At 60.9% G+C, this 21253-nt stretch carries 15 protein-coding genes; 14 read left to right on the top strand and 1 reads right to left on the bottom strand.

Features of this window, described 5'->3' with window-relative positions:
- Nucleotides 1-321: hypothetical protein (locus ACOYNV_RS10170; protein WP_422899655.1), on the bottom strand; the 321-nt coding region annotated here is incomplete at its 3' end.
- A 211-nt stretch (nucleotides 322-532) separates the two neighbouring features.
- On the opposite strand from ACOYNV_RS10170, the gene ACOYNV_RS10165 reads away from it, so the two are divergent.
- The 14 genes from ACOYNV_RS10165 to ACOYNV_RS10100 all read left to right on the top strand — a co-directional run bounded on the left by ACOYNV_RS10165 (nucleotide 533) and on the right by ACOYNV_RS10100 (nucleotide 21253).
- Nucleotides 533-844, top strand: a complete 312-nt coding sequence (locus ACOYNV_RS10165; RefSeq protein WP_422899654.1) for an ATP-binding protein — start codon at nucleotides 533-535, stop codon at nucleotides 842-844.
- Complete coding sequence (locus ACOYNV_RS10160; protein WP_422899653.1) at nucleotides 841-1299, top strand: response regulator; 459 nt, start codon at nucleotides 841-843, stop codon at nucleotides 1297-1299. The genes ACOYNV_RS10165 and ACOYNV_RS10160 overlap by 4 nt, the downstream gene beginning before the upstream one ends.
- Before the next feature lie 7 nt (nucleotides 1300-1306).
- A complete protein-coding gene (locus ACOYNV_RS10155; protein WP_422899652.1) occupies nucleotides 1307-1753 on the top strand; it encodes a response regulator in 447 nt (148 codons plus the stop codon).
- 20 nt (nucleotides 1754-1773) lie between these two features.
- A complete protein-coding gene (locus tag ACOYNV_RS10150; RefSeq protein ID WP_422899651.1) occupies nucleotides 1774-3600 on the top strand; it encodes a CHASE domain-containing protein in 1827 nt (608 codons plus the stop codon).
- Between the two features lie 174 nt (nucleotides 3601-3774).
- Nucleotides 3775-5439 (top strand): response regulator, encoded by a 1665-nt coding sequence (locus tag ACOYNV_RS10145; protein ID WP_422899650.1) that lies wholly within the window; start codon nucleotides 3775-3777, stop codon nucleotides 5437-5439.
- Complete coding sequence (locus ACOYNV_RS10140) at nucleotides 5436-7781, top strand: response regulator (RefSeq protein WP_422899649.1); 2346 nt, start codon at nucleotides 5436-5438, stop codon at nucleotides 7779-7781. The genes ACOYNV_RS10145 and ACOYNV_RS10140 overlap by 4 nt, the downstream gene beginning before the upstream one ends.
- A gap of 305 nt (nucleotides 7782-8086) precedes the next feature.
- Nucleotides 8087-9223: a response regulator gene (locus tag ACOYNV_RS10135; RefSeq protein WP_422899648.1), complete on the top strand. Its 1137-nt coding sequence runs from the start codon at nucleotides 8087-8089 to the stop codon at nucleotides 9221-9223.
- Entirely contained in the window at nucleotides 9220-11748 is a 2529-nt protein-coding gene (locus ACOYNV_RS10130) for an EAL domain-containing protein (RefSeq protein WP_422899647.1), read from the top strand. The genes ACOYNV_RS10135 and ACOYNV_RS10130 overlap by 4 nt, the downstream gene beginning before the upstream one ends.
- A 368-nt stretch (nucleotides 11749-12116) precedes the next feature.
- On the top strand, nucleotides 12117-12785 hold the full coding sequence (locus tag ACOYNV_RS10125) for a biliverdin-producing heme oxygenase (RefSeq protein WP_422899646.1): 669 nt from the start codon (nucleotides 12117-12119) through the stop codon (nucleotides 12783-12785).
- Complete coding sequence (locus tag ACOYNV_RS10120; RefSeq protein ID WP_422899645.1) at nucleotides 12766-16719, top strand: EAL domain-containing protein; 3954 nt, start codon at nucleotides 12766-12768, stop codon at nucleotides 16717-16719. The genes ACOYNV_RS10125 and ACOYNV_RS10120 overlap by 20 nt, the downstream gene beginning before the upstream one ends.
- 434 nt (nucleotides 16720-17153) lie before the next feature.
- Nucleotides 17154-18860 carry a diphosphate--fructose-6-phosphate 1-phosphotransferase gene (locus ACOYNV_RS10115; protein WP_422899644.1) on the top strand — a complete coding sequence of 569 codons (1707 nt, stop codon included), beginning with the start codon at nucleotides 17154-17156 and terminating at the stop codon, nucleotides 18858-18860.
- A gap of 84 nt (nucleotides 18861-18944) precedes the next feature.
- Entirely contained in the window at nucleotides 18945-19520 is a 576-nt protein-coding gene (locus ACOYNV_RS10110; RefSeq protein ID WP_422899643.1) for a DUF4337 domain-containing protein, read from the top strand.
- Between the two features lie 313 nt (nucleotides 19521-19833).
- Nucleotides 19834-20691 carry a hypothetical protein gene (locus tag ACOYNV_RS10105; RefSeq protein WP_422899642.1) on the top strand — a complete coding sequence of 286 codons (858 nt, stop codon included), beginning with the start codon at nucleotides 19834-19836 and terminating at the stop codon, nucleotides 20689-20691.
- Nucleotides 20684-21253, top strand: a complete 570-nt coding sequence (locus ACOYNV_RS10100; RefSeq protein ID WP_422899641.1) for a chromate transporter — start codon at nucleotides 20684-20686, stop codon at nucleotides 21251-21253. Before ACOYNV_RS10105 ends, ACOYNV_RS10100 begins: the two co-directional genes overlap by 8 nt.

Below are 21253 nucleotides of genomic sequence, written 5' to 3'. Positions count from 1 at the left end.
GCCAAGTACTACCCCGACTTCAACTCTTTCACCACGGCCATCGAACGTTGCTTGCGTGCTTATCCGGTTGTCACAGACACTAGACGAGAAAGCCCACTTGCCAGCTAAAGTCGCGGCGAAAACGGCGTAGCGACTGCCAATTGCCATCTGAAACTGGGCAAATCCCCACTTCTGGCCTGAAAATTGGCATGTATTTCTGATGCCTGTGATAACCGGATAAGCACAGTTGCTCTCCCGCAAGCGGGCGAGGGGAGCGATCTTCTCCCCTCGCCCATTTATGGGAGAGGGGCCGGGGGAGAGGGCGATGAATCTGGCGAGCACCAACAAAATCCAGAACAGATCAAGCTATGTGCCTGAAGATGCCCGTATCTATTGGCTTGTGGCCGCTACTCACTGCACAGGGCCGATTGGCAAGGCTTGCAGCGAAGCTGGTTGTGCGTTACTGGCCTTGAACCGGCGAACGGTCAATCCATGAAAAAAAATATCGCCAGCCGCTTCGCCGTGGCCAACCCTTGGGCAACGCGAGGAGGCCTTGAAGGAAAGCGAATTCCACTACCGCACGGGCGCCGATTACACCACCGACCGGGAATTCCGGATCATGCCGGACGGCCGGGCGCATCGCCGAAAGCGGCGCCACCGTCAGCGTCGGCGACTTGCCGCCGGCCTGCATCGATGCCCCGCGCCTGGCCGATCCGTTCGCGGCGGCGCTGAAAGCAGCACCGGCATCGGGCTGGCCATTGTGCGGCGCATTGCGGAAAGTTGTGGCGGGCGCGCCTGGATCGAAGAAACACCAGGCGGCGGTTGTAATATACTGTCCGGATTACCAGTGGAGGAAGCATCATGAACGTGCACTTGACTGCCGGATTGCAACCCTTCGTCATCCTGCTCGCCGAAGACGAGCCGGCCGACGCCCACCTGGTCAAGGCCGCGCTGACTGAAACCGGCGTCGTGGCCGAACTGCATCATGTGCGCGATGGCCGCGAGGCGTTCGAGTTCCTGCGCCGGCAAGGGCCGCGATTTTCTGATGCGCCACGCCCGGACCTGATTCTGCTCGATCTGAACATGCCGCGTATGGATGGGCGGGAATTTCTCACCGCCATCAAGCAGGAGCCCGACTTCAGCGACATTCCGGTGGTCATTCTGACGACCTCGGAGGCCGAGCGCGACATCGTCGCTTCCTACAACCTGGGCGCCGCCGGGTATGTCACCAAGCCGGCGGATATCCAGCAATTCATCGCCGCCATCCACCAGCTCGGCGACTACTGGATCAAGCTGGTGCGCCTGCCCCATCATAACTAGGTGACAGATGATCACTCCTCATGTTTTTCGCATTTTGCTGGTCGAAGATGAGCCCGGCGATGCCCGGCTGATGCAGATGGCGATCAGGAAAAGCGGCTACCCGCTTGATCTGCAGCGGGTCGAAGATGGCCTCACGGCGCTCGAGTGCCTGTCTCAGCAAGGCGAGCGATTCCGTAGTTCACTGCGCCCCGATCTGATTCTGCTCGATCTGAAGATGCCGGGCAAAGGCGGCATCGAGACGCTGCAGGCGATCAAGCAGAGCGTCAATCTGCGTGCGATTCCCGTGGTGGTGATAACCACCTCGGCGCTGGAGGCCGATGTGAGCGCCGCTTACCGCCATGGCGCGGCAGGCTTTGTGCCGAAGCCGACGGATCTCATTGAATTCGTTGCCGTCGTCAAGACGCTTCTCGACTATTGGCTGATGCTGGTGCGCCTGCCGAACAAGTACAGATGAAGCCTGTGTCGAATACGAACATGGCCAGCATTCTCAAGTCGGCAGGCCATGCCGCCCGGAAACTGCAGCAGCTGCCGGCGATAGCCTGGGCGGTCCTGCTCGCTTCGCTCGCGCTGACCGCCGTTGCCTGGAGTGTCTCGGACAGGTTTGTGCACCAGATCGCGCAGGATCGCTTCATCTCACGAAGCGAGGACGTGAAGGACAGCATCATCCGCCGCATGGCAGATTACGAAGTCATCCTGCGCGGCGGCGTCGCCCTGTTTGCCGCCCCCGAGAGCGTCGAACGCGCCGATTGGCAGGCTTATGCAGACAATCTGCACATCGCGCGCGACTTTCCCGGCGTCCAGGGCTTTGGTTTCAGTCAGGTGGTATTGCCCGCAGAGCGTGCGCGGCACGAACAGCAGATTCGCGGCGAAGGCTTCCCGGAGTACACCATCAGGCCGGCCGGCGAGCGCGAACTGTACACTGCCATCATCTATCTGGAACCCTTCAACGTCATCAACCAGCGTGCCTTTGGCTACGACATGTATTCCGAGGCGACCCGCCGCGCCGCCATGGAGCGCGCTGCTGACAGTGGCCGGCCCGCGCTTTCCGGGCGCGTCAAGCTGATGCAGGAGACGGCGACGAATGTGCAGCACGGGGTGCTCATGTACCTGCCTGTGTATGGCCACCAGTTGCCGCTTGAAACCGTGCAACAACGCCGCGCGGCGCTGCAGGGCTTCGTCTATGCGCCGTTCAGGATGGACGATCTGATGCACGGCATCCTCGGCGCCGAGCAGCGCGACATCGAGTTCGAACTGTATGACGGGGCGCAGCCCTCGGCGCAGAACGTGCTTTACCAGGGCCATGCCTCCGGCTTGAACGCGCTGGAGCGATCGCTGGCCACGACTTTCGACAATCTGAGCCAGATCGAGATCGCCGGACGCAGCTGGTCGATCTACCTGCATGCCAGCCCGGGCTTCCTCTCAGCGGCGGAGAAAAATCAGCCGCTGCTGGTGGCCGTCGGCGGCAGCGTCGTGAGTTTGCTGCTGTTCTTCATCTTCGTCTCGATGGCCAACCAGAAGAAGCGCGCCGAAGCGCTGGCCCGCGAAATGACGGTCGATCTGCGCCGCTCCAACGCCGATCTGGAACAGTTCGCCTATGCCGCCTCGCACGACCTGCGCCAGCCGCTGCGCATGATTTCGAGTTATCTGCAGTTGCTGGAAATGGAACTGGCTCCGCTGCTCAACGAGGAGACGAAGCAGAACCTGTATTTCGCCACCGAGGGCGCGCAACGCATGGACCAGATGCTGACGGCCCTGCTCGAGTATTCCCGCGTCGGCCGCAACAGCGATGCAATGACGCTTGTGGAGAGCCGCCAGATGCTCGATGAAGCCTTGCATTATCTGCAGCCGGCGATTGCCGAAGCGCAGGCCGAGGTGCGCATCCAGGGCGTCTGGCCAGCCATTGTCGGCCGGCGCGATGAAATGGTGCGCCTCTTCCAGAACCTGGTCGGCAACGCGCTGAAGTACCGCATCGCCGGGCGCCGGCCGGAAATCCTGGTGGTCGCCGAGGCGGGCGTGAATGCTGGCAGCGAACATCGGTTTTCCATCCGGGACAACGGTGTCGGGCTGCTCGCCGGGCAGGAGGCGCGCCTGTTCAAGTTGTTCGAGCGGCTGCAGCCGCGCGGGAAATATCCCGGCACCGGCATCGGCCTGGCCTTGTGCCGAAAGATCGTCGAGCTGCACGGCGGACGCATCGGGGTGGAATCACCCGGCGAGAACCGGGGTTGCTCCTTCATTTTTACCCTGCCGGCCGCGACTGACCGCTCGCCGGCGCTGATTACGCAGAATGCTCAGAGGTTGTAAAAAAATGCCTGAACACCCACCGCAGAGGCGCAGAGGCGCAGAGGAAACGCAGAGGAAACGCAGAGGAACCCCATTGTTTTTAAGGATTTTCTCTGCGAAACCTTTGCGGCTCTGCGCCTCTGCGGTGGATTCTTGATATTTTCACAAGCTCTCAGTACACCCAGGAGAAATCGCATGTGTGAAACACCTCAGGAAAGCTTGTCAATCCTGGTCGTCGAGGATGACCCCGGTGACTTTGGCATGGTCAAGGCCTTTTTGCGCCAGGCCGGGCTGGCCGTCAGCGCCGAACCCGTTCGCTGGGCCAAGACCCTGGCCGAAGGCATCGCCAGCGCCCGGCGCAGCGCGCCCGATGTCATCCTGCTCGACCTCTCGCTACCCGACTCGCTGGGGCTGACCACGGTGCACGCCTTTCTCGCCGCCGTTCCCGCTGCGCCGATCGTGGTGCTCACCGGCAATGACGAAAAAACGCTGGCGCTGGCCACGCTCAAATCAGGGGCGCAGGATTATCTGGTCAAGGGCCAGTTCGATCAGGATGCGCTGGGCCGTGCCGTGCGCTACGCGCTGGTGCGCGGCAAGCTGGAGCAGCGCCTGTTGCACCACCAGCAACACCTGGAGGAGATGGTCAAGGAGCGCACCATCGAACTGGCCCGCGCGCTCGATGCCGCGCAGGCCGCCAGTCGCGCCAAGAGCGTCTTTCTGGCCAACATGAGCCACGAAATCCGCACCCCGCTGAACGGCATCATGGGCATGACCTGGCTGCTGATCCATAACGCCAGCGACCGAAAGCAAATCGAGCGTTTGACCAGCATCGATGGCGCCGCCCATCACCTGCTGGATATTCTGAACAACGTTCTGGACATGGCCAAGATCGAGGCCGGAAAAATGATCCTCGAAGAGCGCGCTTTCGCTCCGGCGTCAATTCTGCACGAGGTGTTCGCATTGCTCGACGGCCAGGCCAATGCCAAGGGGCTGTTGCTTGAACTCGAATGCGACATGGCATTGCCCAAGAGCCTGCTCGGCGACCCGCTGCGCCTCAAGCAGGTGCTCATCAACCTGGCCGGCAATGCCCTGGAATTCACCGAGCGCGGCAGCATTACGCTGGGTGCGCGGCTCAAATCCCGCACTGGCGCTGGCGCATTTGTCGAGTTCTCGGTGGCCGATACCGGCATCGGCATCGCCAGCGCAGACATCGAAAGGATTTTTCATACCTTCGAGCAGGCCGACAACAGCAACACGCGGGCCCATGGCGGAACGGGCCTCGGCCTGGCGATCAGCCGCAACCTGGTCAATCTGATGGGCGGCGAGCTGGAAATCAGCAGCGTCCCCGGTCACGGGAGCACATTTTCCTTCGTCGTTGGCCTGAATATCCCGGAGCCGGCGCAGCAACCGGCCCTCGACCAGGCGGTGCACAGGCCTTTTTCGCTGTCCGGCGCACGCATTCTCGTCGCCGAGGACGACCTGCTCAACCAGGAGATCATCCGCGAACTGTTGTCGAACAAGGGAATGCAAGTCGAACTGGCCGCAGACGGCGGGCAAGCCGTCGATCTGGCGATGAGCAACCCTTACGACCTGATCCTGATGGATTTACACATGCCGGTGATGAACGGGACGGACGCCAGCCTGTGCATCCGGCAACTGCCGCAGCACGCCGATACGCCGATCCTGGCGTTGACCGCCGATGTCTTTGCCAACACCCGTGAAAAATGCCTGCTGGCCGGCATGAATGACCATATCGGCAAACCATTCGAAGTTGACCACCTGCTTACCAGCATCGAGTACTGGCTGAACGTCAATCATGCCGCGTCACGGGCGGTCGGCAGCCGGGAGCCATTGCCATGAGCAACGGATCATCGCGGCCGTCCTCGATCCTGGTCGTCGAGGATGATGCCGGTGACTTCAGCCTGGTCCGGGCGCAGGCGCGCCTTGCCGGCTGGGTGCTCAGTGAGAAGGATCCCGTCATCTGGGCGCAGACGCTGGCCGAGGGCATGGCCACGGCCCGGCGTGAAGCACCCGATGTCATTCTGCTCGATTTGTCGCTTCCCGACTCCTCGGGCCTGGCCACGCTGCGGGCGATGCGCGCCGCCGTGCCGGACTTGCCGATTATCGTGCTCACCAGGGTGCAAGGCTTATCGCTGGTCGGCGACGTGTTCGAAGCCGGCGCCCAGGATTATCTGGTCAAGGGACAGTTCAATTTCGATGCGCTCGGCCGCGCCGTGCGCCACGCCGTGGTGCGCAACCGGCTCGAGCAGAAAATCGCAGTCAACGAGCGCATCCTGGCCACCGGCATCGAGGCCATCGACGAGGCCTTTGTCCTTTTCGACAGTGATGACCGGCTGGTTTTCTGCAACGAAAAATACCGCTCGCTGTACGCTGGGTCGGCCGATCTGATGGTGCCCGGCGTCACCTTTGAGCACTTCATTCGGGAGCGCGTCAAGCGCGGCCAGTATTCCGCCGCCAGCGGCCGCGAGGATGAATGGGTGGCCGAACGCCTGGCCGCCCACCGGCAAAGCAATATCCAGTTGCTCCATCAACTCGACAACGGCCGCTGGCTGCGCATTGTCGAGCGCAAGACGGCAGACGGCCATATCGTCGGCTTCCGCGTCGATGTCACCGAACTGCAAACGGCGAAAGAGGCCGCCGAAGCGGCCAGCGCGGCCAAGAGCATGTTCCTGGCGAGCATGAGTCACGAAATGCGCACGCCGATGAACGGCGTGCTCGGGATGCTCGAACTGGTCAGCGCGACTGAGCTGACGTCCGGGCAAAGGGAGTACATCGAACTGGCCCAGAATTCAGCGCGCAGCCTGCTTGTCCTGCTCAACGACATCCTCGACTTATCGAAAATCGAAGCCGGGAAGATGGAGCTGGAGCACGTGAAGTTCGAGCCGCGCAGCGTTCTTTCAGAAACGTTGCGGGCGCTGTCGATGTGCGCGCAGGAGAAAGGCCTGGCGATCGATCTGCAGATCGATGAACGGATCCCCGATTTTTTGCTGGGCGACCCGACGCGCTTGAGCCAGATCATCATCAATCTTCTCGGCAATGCCATCAAGTTCACGCTCAAGGGGCGCGTCACGCTTGCCGCCGCCGTTGAAGAACTCGGCGCCGAGGGCGCCAGGATCGCTTTCAGCGTCAGCGACACCGGGATCGGCATCCCGCGCGAACAGCAGGGCGCGATCTTTGCGGCGTTCACCCAGGCCGATACCACGACGACGCGCAAGTTTGGCGGCACCGGTCTCGGGCTGGCCATCTGCAGCCGCCTGGTGGCGCTGATGCAGGGGCAGATCGAGGTCGACAGCGAAGCCGGTCGTGGCAGCGTTTTCCGCTTTGTTGTCCCCTTTGGCCTGTCCGCCGGGACGGCGGACAGTTTTCAGCCGGCCGTGCCGGCCGACCTTGCCAGCGACGTCAGGCTGCGCATCCTGCTGGCCGAAGACAATCCGACCAACCAGAAATACGCCATGGCCGTCCTGGCCAACGCCGGCCACTCCGTGACGCTGGCGCAGGACGGCGAGGAAGCCGTGGCCCAGGCCCTGGCCGCCACCTTCGACCTGATCTTGATGGACGTTGAGATGCCCCGACTGGATGGCTTTGGTGCGACGCAGGCCATCCGCGCCGGCGGCTTCGCCAGTCCGATCATCGCGCTGACCGCGCACGCCATTCCGGGCTTTCGCGAACGATGCCTGGCCGCCGGGATGACCGACTATCTGTCGAAACCGGTGCGCAGCCGCGATTTGCTGAGCAAGATCGCGCAGATTCATGGCCGCGCGCCGGACCGGGCGCTGGCAACTGAAGCCTTGGTTCCGGTAGCGGGCAGCCAGGCAGAGAGCGTAGCGCCGGTGCTCGACACGGCTTACGCGCTCGAACTGCTCTACGGGGACATCGACATCCTGCTCATGCTGTTGCCCATCATGCCTGACCAGATAGCGGCAGACCGGCTGGAGATAGCCGGCGCCATTGCCGGGAAGGACGCCGTACGGGTAAGAAAGGCCAGCCATCGCCTGAAAGGGAGTGCCGGCCAGATCGGCGCGATAGCCACGCAAAAGACTTGCGAGCTGCTCGAAGCGACAGCGGCCAGCGGCAATTGCGACGCCTTTGTCGAGCTGCAGCAACAGCTCGAAGCCGATCTCGATGCCCTGGTACCGGCGATTGCCAACTACCTTGAAAAGTGCTCTGCAGCTACCCCATAAGGCGACTAGAATTACAAAAGCAATAGATTTGTGGCTAAAGATAAAAAGGGTGCATTGCTAACAGCCTGTCGGACTGTGAAACTGATGGATAGCCGTCATTCCGGCGAAGGCCGGAATCCAGTGGTGCACCTCTGGATTCCGGGTCAAGCGCGGAATGACGAGGTTATCCATGGATTTCATCATGACTGACTACCAGTTTCCCGGTACGATTGGAATTGACAAAAACAGCACCCGGATCAAAGACCATATCCCGCACGTCGGGTTAGCGTAACTTGGAATAATCGAGAAATAGCAGGGAGAGAATCATGGACAGCGAATACACACTTTTCATCGTCGACGATGTGGAAGCCAGCCGGCGCATGGTCGAGTCGGCCTTTGGCCAGCTCTACAACGTTGAGTCGTTCGCGTCCGGTGCGGCCTGCCTCGAACGAATGGCCGCAAAGGTGCCCGACCTTTTCCTGCTCGATGTCGATATGCCCGGCATGGACGGCTACGCCCTGTGCCGCCAGATCAAGAGCCAGCCGGCCAGCAGCGCCGTGCCGGTGATCTTCATTTCGGCGCTCGACGACCTTGAATCACGCCTGGCCGGGTATGACGCAGGCGGCGACGATTTCATCGTCAAGCCGTTCAAGCTGGCTGAACTGAAGCAGAAAGTAGTGGTCCTGCGCCGCACCGGCGAGGGCCAGTCAAGCCTGCAGCAGCGCCTGGAAGACTCGCACATGCTGACCAGCCTGGTCATGTCCAATCTTGACGAATACGCAGTGCTGGTCAATTTCCTGCGTTCGCTGAACACCTGTGACGGCTATCGCGAGGTCGCCGACGCGACCCTGAACATGCTCAAGGCTTTTCAGCTGGACGGTGCCTTGCAGTACCGGCTGCCGGGGCTGGAGATGACGATCAACATCGATGGCGAGGCGCGACCGCTGGAGGCCTCGATCATCAGCCTGGTGCGTTCGCTGGGAACCATCGCCACCTACCGCAACCGCGCGGCGTTCAATTTCGATCGCGTTTCCGTGCTGGTTAACAACATGCCGATGGCCGACCCGGAATTGTGCGGCCGGATCAGGGACCATCTGGCGATCGCCGTCGAAACGGTCGATGCCAAACTGCTGGCGATGCTGGTCCATCAGGAAAGCACGCAGACCAAGGGCGGCATTTCGACCTTGCTGCAGACCCTGGGCCGCACCGTTCGCTCCTTCAGCGACAAATACGAGCAGGCGCGCTTCCAGGGCACGGAAACCACGCGCCTGATGCTGGGCGAACTGGATGTCCAGTTTGCCGGTCTGGGCATGCTCGAATCGCAGGAAGAGATCATCAAGGGGATCATCCAGTCACGGACGGATCAGTTGATCGACATTTTCGATTTCGGTGCCGAAACCGAGAAAACACTCAACGACCTCTCTGTGCGCCTGGGCCAGACGCTGGAGCCCGTCGGCAAATGATCGATCGCACCATCCCGCTGGCGCTCAAGCCACGCCCGGTGGTGCTGGTCATCGAGGACGAGCCCGGCGATGCGCAGCTGATCCGGCTGCTACTGCTGGAAAGCAACGACGAGGCGTTCGAGGTGCATCTGGCCGGTTCGCTGGCCGAAGCACAGCACCTGATCGACGACGATGGATTGCACCCGGATGTGGTACTGCTCGACCTCAACCTGCCCGATTCGACCGGCATCGCCAGCGTCGAACGTTGTCGCAAACTGAGCGATGCCCCGGTGGTCGTGCTTACCGGGCTGGATGACCAGGCGGCAACCAAGACGGCAATTCAGTCGGGCGCCGAGGACTATCTGACCAAGGGCGGCGATGGCCCCGCTTTGCGCAAGGCGATCCGCTACGCCATGCTGCGCCACCAGCGCGACGCCGACGCCCATCTCGCCGCCAGCGTTTTTACCTTTGCCCGCGAAGGCATCATGATCACCGCCGCTGACGGCGCGATCATTGACGTCAATGACGCCTTTACCCGCATCACCAGTTACCGCCGTGACGAAGTCCTCGGCCGTAATCCGCGCCTGCTCAGTTCAGGTCGGCACGACAAGGAATTCTACGCCGCCATGTGGCGCAGTCTGATCGAGGACAAGCACTGGTACGGCGAAATCTGGAACCGGCGCAAGGACGGCGATATGTTCGCCGTGATGCAAACCATCAGCGCCGTGCGCGATGCGCGCGGCAGGGTCCTGCACTACCTGGCGCTGTTTTCCGACATCACCGTGCTCAAGGCGCATGAAAGGCAGCTCGAGCACATCGCCCACTACGATTCGCTGACCAGCCTGCCGAACCGCGTGCTGCTGGCCGACCGCATGCAACAGGCCATGGTCCAGGCGCAGCGCCGCGGGCAGCGGCTGGCCGTGGCCTATCTCGACCTCGATGGCTTCAAGGTGGTCAACGACAACCACGGGCATGAAGTCGGCGATCAGTTGCTGATCGCCCTGGCGGCGCGCATGAAGGACGCCCTGCGCGAAGGCGATACGCTGGCCCGCCTGGGCGGCGACGAGTTCATCGCCGTGCTGCTCGATCTGGCGGACTTGACCGCCAGCGTGCCGATCATTGCCCGCCTGCTCGCCGCGGCGGCGCAGCCGGTGAACATCGACGACCTCCTGCTCCAGGTCTCGGGCAGTCTCGGCGTCACCTTCTACCCGCAGGCCGAAGAAATCGATGCCGACCAACTGCTGCGCCAGGCCGACCAGGCCATGTATCAGGCCAAGCTGGCCGGCAAGAACCGCTACCACGTCTTCGACTCCGAACAGGACAGCAGCGTGCGCGGCCACCACGAGAGCCTGGAACGTATCCGCCGCGCCCTCGCCGCGCGCGAATTCGTTCTCCATTACCAGCCCAAGGTGAACATGCGCACCGGAGCGGTGGTCGGCGCCGAGGCGCTGATCCGCTGGCAACACCCGGAAAAAGGTCTCCTGCCGCCGGCCATGTTCCTGCCGGTGATCGAGGACAACGCGCTGGCCATCGACATCGGCGAGTGGGTGATCGATACCGCCCTCACCCAGGTGGCGTTGTGGCATGCGGCCGGACTGGGCATCCCGGTCAGCGTCAATGTCGGCGCCCGCCAGTTGCAGCAGGCGGACTTCGTCGAGCACCTGCGCGCCCTGCTCGCCGCGCATCCGGACGTGCGCTCGGGCAATCTCGAACTGGAGGTGCTGGAAACCAGCGCCCTGCAAGACCTGGCGCGAGTCTCCCAGGTCATCGAGTCGTGCCGGGAAATCGGGGTGATGTTCGCCCTCGATGATTTCGGCACCGGCTATTCCTCGCTGACCTACCTGAAACGCCTGCCGGTCACCCAGCTCAAGATCGACCAGAGCTTCGTCCGCGACATGCTCGACGACCCGGACGACCTGGCCATTCTGGAGGGCGTCCTCGGTTTGTCGCGCGCCTTCCGCCGCCAGGTCATCGCCGAAGGCGTGGAAACCGTCGAGCACGGCGAGATGCTGCTGCACCTCGGCTGCGAACTGGCGCAGGGCTACGGCATCGCCCGGCCGATGCCGGCGGCCGACCTTCCGGCCTGGGCGGCGACCTGGCGTCCCGATCCGGCCTGGGCCGACCTGCCTGTAGTCAACCGCGACGATTTGCCGCTGCTGTTTGCCAGCGTCGAGCACCGTGCCTGGATCGGCAGCATTGAAAACCTCCTCCAGGCCGAGCGCCAAGACCCGTCACCGCGAGATCGGCACCCGTGCCACTTCGGCGCCTGGCTGAATACCGAGGGGCGGGCACGTCATGGCACAAGGCCGGCCTTCAGGGCCATTGAACCGTTACACCGGCAGCTGCATGCGCTGGCTGAGGAGTTGCTTGATCTTCAGTCACGGGGCCGTCATCCGGAGGCGCTGGCGCGGCTTTCCGAACTCCATGCCCTGCGTGATGCCTTGCTCGAACTGTTGAAGGTGCTGGTGCAGGAAAGTGGCTTGCGCGTCGGCGGCAGGGCCAACAAACGCCCGGCAAAGCCCGTCAAATGGCGATCTGCAAAATGAAGCCGGGCTACGGGATTTCCGAAGATTTGCCCGGCAAGACGATCCAACCTAAAAAGGGCAGTTGACCACAGCGAACACGGCGAACAGCGCGAAGCCTCCCTGAAGAGGGACAACGGAAAAACAAGAGCTTGCAATGTTTTCATGATTCACCCTTTGGGTAAGCCATGAAATCCTGAAAACCTGAGCACCCCACGAGTATTTGCTTCGCAGCAGCTTTTCGCCGTGCCCGCCGTGTTCGCCGTGGTTAAACTGAGGTTTTAAGGTTCAATTAAATTGACTCAAGCATCTATTACCTTTAGGCTAGTTGCAGGAAATATTACCGTGCCAGAAAATAGACAGCATTCAGCCAAGAAAACGGGATTTCGTTGATGGACAGGCAGCACGATTCACCACACGCCACCGATGACCAGGGCCGGCCAAAGCGCGAAAGCGTTAGCGCCGGGCTGCAGCGCTTTACCCACGCCGCCCACGTGCACATCAACCGGCACCCGTTGTTGTCAGGCTTGACCAAGCCGGGTTATGCGCTGGACAAGTACCAGGCTTTGCTGGCGGCGTATTACCATATCTATGCCGTTATCGAGCGGCACATCGACGCTTTCCTGGCCGTCAACGCGTTGCCTTTCAGCTACGGCGAGCGCCGCAAGCTGCCGTGGCTGGTCACTGATCTCAAGTATTTCGGCATTGATCCGGAAACCCCGGACTTGAGTCCATTGCGGCCGATTGCGCTGGCCCCGATCGACAGCGCCGGGGAACTGATCGGTACGCTCTACGCCATCGAAGGCGCAACTCTCGGCTGCCAGGTGCTCTCCCGTCACCTGCACGAAACGCTGGGCCTGACCGCCAGTAGCGGCGCATGCTTCTTCAACGGCTACGGCGACGCGCATGAAACGCAGCGGCGCTGGCGTGAATTCGGCGTTTTTGCCAATTCCATCCGCGCCAACCCGAAACAGCAGGGGGCCGCCGAACTGTCCGCGCTCGGGGTGTTCGAAGTGATCGAGCGACAACTGGATGATTACCATGCCCGACTTGATCGATAACCCGGATGACCAGGGTTTCCTCGATGCGGCCCTGAAAACCTGCGCTGAGGAACGTATCCACGAGATCGGCACGATTCAGCCGGTGGGTGTGCTGATCGCCGTCAGCGAACTGGACATGACCGTTCGCATGGCCAGCGACAACCTTGACGATCTGTTCCGCCTGACGGCCAGGAAGGCCATCGGTCAGCCGCTGGCCACGCTGATTGGAGCCACCCAGGTTGAAATATTTCGCACCCTGTCCGCCCGCGAGAGTTTGCCGGGTGGCCTGATCTGTTCGATCGCCCTGCGGCGCAAAGGCCGCAGCACCACCTTTGATGCCCATGTATTCCGCGCTGACGGGTTGATGGTCATCGAGATCGAAAAGGATGCGCCGGGTCAGGGTGACGTCTTCCGCCACCAGTTCATCCCGATCCGTGATTCGCTGTGGAAGCTCGATGCCGAGCAGGATATGCAACGCTACAGTCAGGCGGTCGCGGATGAAGTGCGCCTGCTCAGCGGTTACGACCGGGTCATGATCTACCGCTTCGACCACCACTGGGACGGCGAAGTGATTGCCGAAAGCCGGGTCGACGCCGCCCTGTCTTACCTCGGCCACCATTTCCCGGCGGCGGACATCCCGCCGCAGGCCCGCGAACTCTATACGCGCAACCTGGTGCGCCTGATTTCCGACGTCGACGGTACCTCCGTACCGATCGTCAAGGCCGCCTCGGCCGCCCCGCTGGACTTGAGCCTGTCGTGGTTGCGCAGCCTGTCGCCGGTGCACATTCAATACCTGCGCAACATGGGCGTGCACGCCAGCCTGGGCATCTCGCTGGTGCAAAACAACCGGCTTTGGGGCTTGATTGCCTGCCATCATCTTTCCCCGAAATACGTTCCCCTGCGCACCCGGGAAATGGATGAATTCATCGGGCACATGGTGTCGCTGAAGCTGAGCAACATGGAAAGCGCCGAGCGCGGAAAACTGCAGGACCAGATAAGAGTCTTCCTCCAGCACCTGTCCGATTCGATCCGCCAGACCAATGACCTGGACGTCGTCGCCAACTCCTGCGAGGCCGACTTGCTCGGCCTGGCACGGGCCAGCGGCGCCGTGATATCCATTGCCGGCATACGCCACCATCTCGGCCAGACGCCCCCGGATGCGACCCTGGACAGATTGCTCGAGGCGCTCAAGTCGCTTCCTCCAGCGCCGATCCATTGCACCGACCACCTGGCGGAACTGCTGCCCGATGAAGCCGGCCTGGGCGATATCGTCTGTGGCCTGATGATCGCTCCAGTGGACCAGACGATGCGGGATTTCGTCATGTGGTTCCGGCCGGGCATCGTGCGTACCCTGCGCTGGGCCGGCCGTCCGGACAAGCGGGTTTTCCTCGATGCAAGCGGACGCGCGCATGTCTCGCCACGCCTGTCCTTTGCGACCTGGATGGAAACCAGTCGCGACAAGTCGCTGGCCTGGTCAAAAGTGGAGATCGATGCGGCGGCCACGCTTTCACTGGCCATGATCGAAGTCATGACCCGGCACGCACTGAAATCGAGCGATGCCAGCTATCGCCTGCTGGCCGAAAATTCCACCGATCTGATCGCCCGCCTCAATCCGGCCGGACGCTTCCTTTTCGTTTCGTCGGCGAGCAAGGAACTGTTCGGCGCCGAACCGGCGGCGATGCGCGGCCGGGCTCTCCTGGACTGGATTCTGGCTGATGACAAAGCAACCTTGGCGCGCTTGCTGGCCGATCTTGCGGCCATCGGCAAGCAGACAACGACGACACTGCACTGCCGCCGGGAAGACGGCCGTGCCATCTGGATCGAAGCCACACTGAAGCGCATACGCGGGCTCGATGACACGGATGAGATTGTCTTCAATGCCCGCGACGTCACGCAGCGACACAACTATCAGATCGCCATCGAGGAAGTGCAGCGGCGCAATACGCGCATCATGGATGCGTCGGGCGATGGCTTGCTCAGTCTGGACGGGTCCGGAAACATTGTTTACGCCAACGAACTGATCGGGCAGATGCTCGGTATCGAAGCGGCTCAGCTTATTGGCAGGCACAGTTGCGATACCCTCTACCGGTGCGAACACCCGGAGGATTACCGGCAATCCTCCCCGTTCATGAAAACGCTGCAGGACGGCGAAACCCGTCAGGGAGTCATCGATCTGCCGCAGCCGCTGGAAGGCTCGTTCACGACCGTCAATTTCATTTGCACCCCCCTGCTTGAAGAGCACGCCATCGTCGGCGCTGTCGTGGTTTTTCGCGCGGCTGTTCAGCCGGCAGCCCCGGACCAACGACCGGCCACCGACATCATCCTCGAACAGACCGACGAGGCCGTCATGGTGACCACCGCCGAGGGCGTCATTACCTCGGTCAACCGTGCGTTTACCGAGATCACCGGCTTCCGTGCCGAGGAAGCCATCGGCAAGACGCCGGGCCTGCTGAAGTCGGGGGTGCATACCCCGAACTTTTACCATGGTTTCTGGGAATGCCTGCGCACCAAGCATCGCTGGGCGGGAGAAATCTGGAATCGGCGCAAGAACGGGGAAGTCTACCCGCAGTGGGGTAGCGTCACGGCGATTATCAACAACACCGGCGAGGCGCAGAACTACGTGGCGGTGTTCTCGGACATTTCCAAGGCCAAGCAGGCCGAGGAAAAACTGTATTTCCTCGCCAATCACGATGCGCTCACCGGCTTGCCGAACCGCATGCGCTTTTCCGACCAGCTGGCCGGTGCCATCAGTCGGACCAAGCGCAATGAAGCCAAGGTCGCCGTGGTTTTCATCAACCTCGATCGCTTCAAGCTGGTTAACGACATTCTCGGGCCAGCCTCGGGCGATACCTATCTGCGCGCCATTTCAGACCGCCTGATGAAAGCCTGTCGCAAACATGATTCTCTGGCGCGCTGGGGTGGCGATGAATTCATCATGGCGCTTGAGGAAATGGCCGATCACAACGCCATCGGCACCTACATTGCCCGCCTGCAAAACGATATCGGCGAGGATTTGATCATCGACGGACACAAGCTGATGCCGACGGTCAGCATTGGCATCAGCATCTTCCCGGCTGACGGTTCATCGCCGAGCGATCTGATCAAGGCCGCCGACGCCGCGATGAACCGGGCCAAGGAATTGGGGCGCAACCGTTTCGCCTTTTTTACCGACGTCATGAGTCGTGAAATAAGCGAAAAATTCAACGCCGATACCGAACTGCGGCGCGCGCTCCAGGAAGGCGAGCTGTGCCTGCATTACCAGCCGCAGATCGATGCTGTCAATGGCCAGCTGATCGGCGTTGAAGCCCTGGTCCGCTGGCAACATCCGACGCGCGGCCTGATCCCGCCACTGCAGTTCATTCCGGCGGCCGAAGAACTGGGATTGATCGAGGAAGTCGGCAAATGGGTGCTCGACGAAGCCTGTCGCCAGATGCGGCACTGGCTGGACAATGGCGTTTCGATCCCGCGCATTGCCGTCAATGTTTCGCCTGCGCAACTGAACGAGTCATTCGTCAAGCACGTCGAACGGGCCATTCTGAGCGCCCGGCTTGACCCGGGTCATCTGGAGCTTGAAATAACCGAGGGCGCGCTGGAGGCGGGCGAGTCGGTCAAGTTGATTCTCATGCGCCTGCGCGCCATGGGCGTGCTCCTGTCGGTGGACGATTTCGGTACCGGCTATTCGTCGCTGTCGCACATCAAGCATTTGCCGATCACCTGTTTCAAGATCGACAAATCATTTGTCGACGGCATTCCCGGCAATGAAGAAGACGTCGCCATCATCAAGGCCATTCTGTCGCTCGGTTCGAGCCTGCACCTGGACATCGTCGCCGAGGGCGTCGAAACCAGGGAACAGTACGAATTTCTCCGGGACGCCGGCGTGACCAGCATCCAGGGCTTTTATTTCGCCAAACCGATGCCCCCGGATGCCCTCTCCGAATTTGTTTTCCGTCGCTGATAAACTGGCTGAAAACCAGAGGTTGTGAACAAATACAGGAACACCCATGGCCCGAGGCCAGGCTACGCGCCCGCAGAGGGGCAAAGGTTCCGCAAAGAAGACTCTTGAACCTGGAAAAAACAGTTCGTCCTCGAAAAACACCAAAAGCAACGCGCAGCCTCACTGAAGAGGGACGAATCTGGCTTCCGGCTCAAGCCCGGAATGACGGTGGATCAATGGGGGGTGGTGTTGGAACCAATTTACCCTGTACCTCATTGACCGGAATGCTGCAGTGCAGCAGCGATTAAGGTAGAATCGCACGGAATTTTCGATGATTGGCGCGTTCATATGCAGACGGCGCCTCAATCAGGCATCGAACACCCCTTCGAACTCGCAGAACCGCAGCCTTGCACTTCTTTTCGCGTCTCTCTTTTTTACCAATTAAGGATCAAACCATGAGTACCCTGGCAGAACAGTTACAGAAAATGGAAGTGCACCATTCGGTTTTTGAATCCGCCGTGCGCCAACTGCCGCTACCGGTCTGCGCCGCCTTCGGCTCCGCCGCGCAGCCGCAAGCGGTCAGCTTCGCCAACAGTTCGCGCGTGCTGAGCACCAAGGACAGCGACAGCGTCGCCAAGAGCTTCCCGAACTCGGTAAAGGCTTCGGGCAACGTCGTTCTTTCTTCTTCCGGGATCAATGCCAGTACGGCGCAGGGCAAGCGCGTTGCCGTGCTGTTCTCCGGCGGTCCGGCTTCCGGCGGTCACAATGTGGTGTGCGGCATCAAGCGCGTGCTCGGCCAGGGCAACACCCTGTTCGGCGTCAAGCCCGGCCCCAAAGGCCTGCTGCTCGGCAATCTGTTCGAGATCACCGACGCTGACGTCGATACCATCATCAACACCGGCGGCTTCGACTTCCTTGGCACCGACCGCACCAAGATCAAGAGCGACGAGCAGTTTGCCGACGTCAAGGCCACCTGCATCAAGCACAATCTGGATGCCATCGTCGTCATCGGCGGCGACGATTCCAACACCAACGCCGCCGTGCTCGCCGAATTCCTGTTTACCGGCGTCAAGGCCGACGGTTCCGGCGTGCAGGTGATCGGCGTGCCGAAAACCATCGACGGCGACTTGCAGATCGGCGACCTGCTGCCGATTTCCTTCGGCTTCGATACGGCCACCCGGATCTACAGCGAAATGGTCGGCAACATCCTGCAGGACACCCGCTCCTCGCTCAAATACTGGCACTTCATCAAGCTGATGGGGCGCTCCGCCTCGCACGTGACCATTGAAGTGGCGCTGCAAACCAAGCCGGCCGTCACCATCATTTCGGAAGAAGTGGCCGAGAACAAGCAGTCGCTGGCTTCCATCGTCGAGCAGATCGCCCAGGTCGTGGTGCTGCGCTCGAAAAAGGGCATGAATTACGGCGTGGTGCTGATCCCCGAAGGCCTGATCGAGTTCATTCCCGAGATGAATACCCTGATCGCCGAACTCAATGACGCGCTGGCGCACAACGGCGCCGAGTTTGCCGCGCAGGCCGACGACGCCAAGGCGGCCTTCATCCAGGGCAAGCTTTCCGCCGACAACGGCAAGTTGCTGGCTTCGCTGCCAGGTTATGTGGTCAAGATGCTGCTCGCCGACCGCGACTCGCACGGCAACCTGCAGGTTTCGCTGATCCCGACCGAGCAGTTGCTGGTCGATATGGTCAAGGCGCGTGTCAAGCAGATCGACGCCAAGGTGCCGTTCGGCGCGCACTGCCACTTCCTCGGCTACGAAGGCCGCTGTGGCGCGCCGACCCTGTTCGACGCTGCCTACACCTACAATCTCGGCCTGACCGCCGGCTCGCTGATCCTCGATGGCCGCTCCGGCTACATGGCGACGGTGACCGGCCTCACTGTCGGTGGTTTGCCGCAGGCCATCCCGCTCACCGGCCTGCTCAACATCGAGCGCCGCCATGGTCAGGACGAGTTCGTGATCGAGAAGGCGCTGGTCAAGATGGATTCCCCGGCGATGAAGTTTTTCGTCTCGCGTCGCGCGCAATGGTCGGCCGACGATCTCTTCGCCTCGCCCGGCCCGCGCCAGTTATGGGGGCCGTCCGCTTACCAGCAGCCGATCAGTGTTGCGCTGAACTCCGCTTCCGATTCGCTGGCGTTCAAGATCGGTTGATCCGGTTGATTTGTCGCAACAAAAAGGCCATCCTTCGGGATGGCCTTTTTTCGAGCCTCAATTTTTCATTCAGGAGATAAACAGATGTCCGGTCACGGTTTTCATGTCCATGGTCCGCACGACCACCAGGTCGAACACGTTGCCACGCATGGCGGCGACAGCTTCACCTCGCGGCTGGCGGTGCTGACGGCGATCCTGTCGACGATTGGCGCAATCTTCGGTTACCTGGGCGGCCACTCGCAGAACCTGGCGTTGCTGTACAAGAACGAAGCGGCCATCCAGAAGACCTCGGCGTCGAACCAGTGGAACTACTATCAGGCCAAAAGCAACAAGCAGAACCTGGCCGAACTTTCAATGGTGCTGACCAAAGGCGATGCCCAGGAAAAGTACCGGCAGGATGTGGTGCGCTACAAAAGCGAGAAGGAGGAGATCAAGGCCGATGCTGACAAGCTCGAAGCCTTGTCCAAAGAAGCCGACAAGAAGAGCGAAGCCGAAATGCACGTGCACGGACGCTGGGCAATGGCCACCACGCTGCTGCAGATCGCCATCGCCCTGTCGGCCATCACCCTGCTGACGCGCAAGCGCTGGATGCTGGTCGGGGTTTTTGGCGCAACCGGGCTCGGCTTGCTGGTGGGTGTCTTGGGCTTTCTGCACATTTGAGATGAGGATTGGTGCAAGGCCGCTGCTACAGGGCAAATTTGTTCTAATGCTAACCCATTGATTTACCGTCATTCCGGGCTTGACCCGGAATCTGACCGAAGGAAATGCAGAGCCAGTTCGTTTATCAAACTGGTGTTTAAAATCTTGATCAGATGAACGAATCTGGATTCCGGCTTTCGCCGGAATGACGGTGGATGGTTAGAACAAATTTACCCTGGCCGCTGCCTTTCCGTTACTTCCCAGGCTCAATGAGGAAACCGATTATTATCGCTGCCATCGGCAGTTCTTTTCGTTAGCCAGCAAGGGAAACATTATGGCCAAGAAAATAAACCCCGAGCTTCTGCAAAAGCTCGACAAGCGCATTACCAACCGTGAATTCAAGTTGCTGCTTAAGCCGGATGGACTCGACCGGCATACCAGGATCGGCCAGTTGCAGAAGGCTATCCACGACTTGTGCGATGAATCCGGGATTGCGTTCAACTCGCCGGAAACCATGGTCAGCGGGCTGCGCAACATCTTCTTCGTTGATACCAGCGATGCGGCCTTGCACCGGAACAAATTGATCCTGCGCGTTCGTGAGTCGAGGAGCAACATCTGGGTCGATGACTGGTGTGAAGTCACCTTCAAATGCCGCTCGGAAAATATCGATCGCGCCTGGGCCTACAACCCGATTCCGCTCAGCGAGATAGCGCACCGAATCCGCTTCAAGGAAGAGATTCTCAAGGATGGCCCGGTCGGCTCGATTCGCCGCATCTATTCGCACAATTCAGTGATGGACACGGTGCCGATGGACCTGATATCCAGCCGGAAACTCAGCCAACTGGTTTCTGTTTTTCCTGGCCTGTCTGCCGTCAACCTGCCCATGGAAAAAAATACGCAAATGGTCGGTGGTCGCCGCAACAAGATTCTTGAGGCCTGCGTGACGCTCGGCCATATCGCCTTTTCGGAAACGGTGCTGGCGCATTGTGAAATCGGCATCTGGTTCCACTCCATAGGCAAGCCCATGGTCGGTGAATTGGCCTTTGCCTACCGGGTGCACAAAGCCAATCGCAAGGATATTGCTGCCCACCAAGCGGCTGAGGCCTTCTTCAGGAAGCTGCAATCGTTCTTTGCCGATCAACTGGCGACGGGCACCACCAAAACTGCCATGGTTTATGGCAGCCATGAATAATCCGCTTTCCACCGCGCCCGCCACGATCAGCCTGGACCAGATTTTTCGGCAATTCCTGTATGTTGGCGCGATCAGTTTCGGGGGCGGCATTGTGGCTTACCTGCGCGATCTGCTGGTGAGCAAACGCCAGTGGGTCAGCAGTGACGAGTTCATGGTGATGCTTTCAATCAGCCAGACGATGCCGGGTCTGAATGCCGTCAATCTGTCCATCCTCATGGGTGATCGTCTGCGCGGCGGCAAGGGGGCGCTGGTTGCTGCCCTCGGAATCCTGCTGCCAGGGGCGCTGATTGTTTTGACCATCGGCACGCTCTACGGCATCCACAGCGATCACCCCAAAGCCAACCATGTGCTAGGCGGAGTGACGGCGGCGGCCATCGCACTGCTGGCCACCGTGACCTGGAAACTCGGGCGGCGAGCGCTTACAGAGAAAGTGTCCCTGGGCCTGGTGATTCTTACCTTTGTCTGCATGAGCATTCTGAAGTTGCCGCTCTATCTGGTACTGGCGACCGTATTGCCGCTGGCGCTGTTCCTCTATCGGCCCTCCCGAAACGGGGATGATTAA

It is taken from the genome of Propionivibrio sp., assembly GCF_049316945.1.
Classification (GTDB): Bacteria; Pseudomonadota; Gammaproteobacteria; order Burkholderiales; family Rhodocyclaceae; genus Propionivibrio.
The sequence above is the reverse complement of the archived record's forward strand: the minus strand, read 5'-3'. Positions and strand labels throughout refer to the sequence as shown.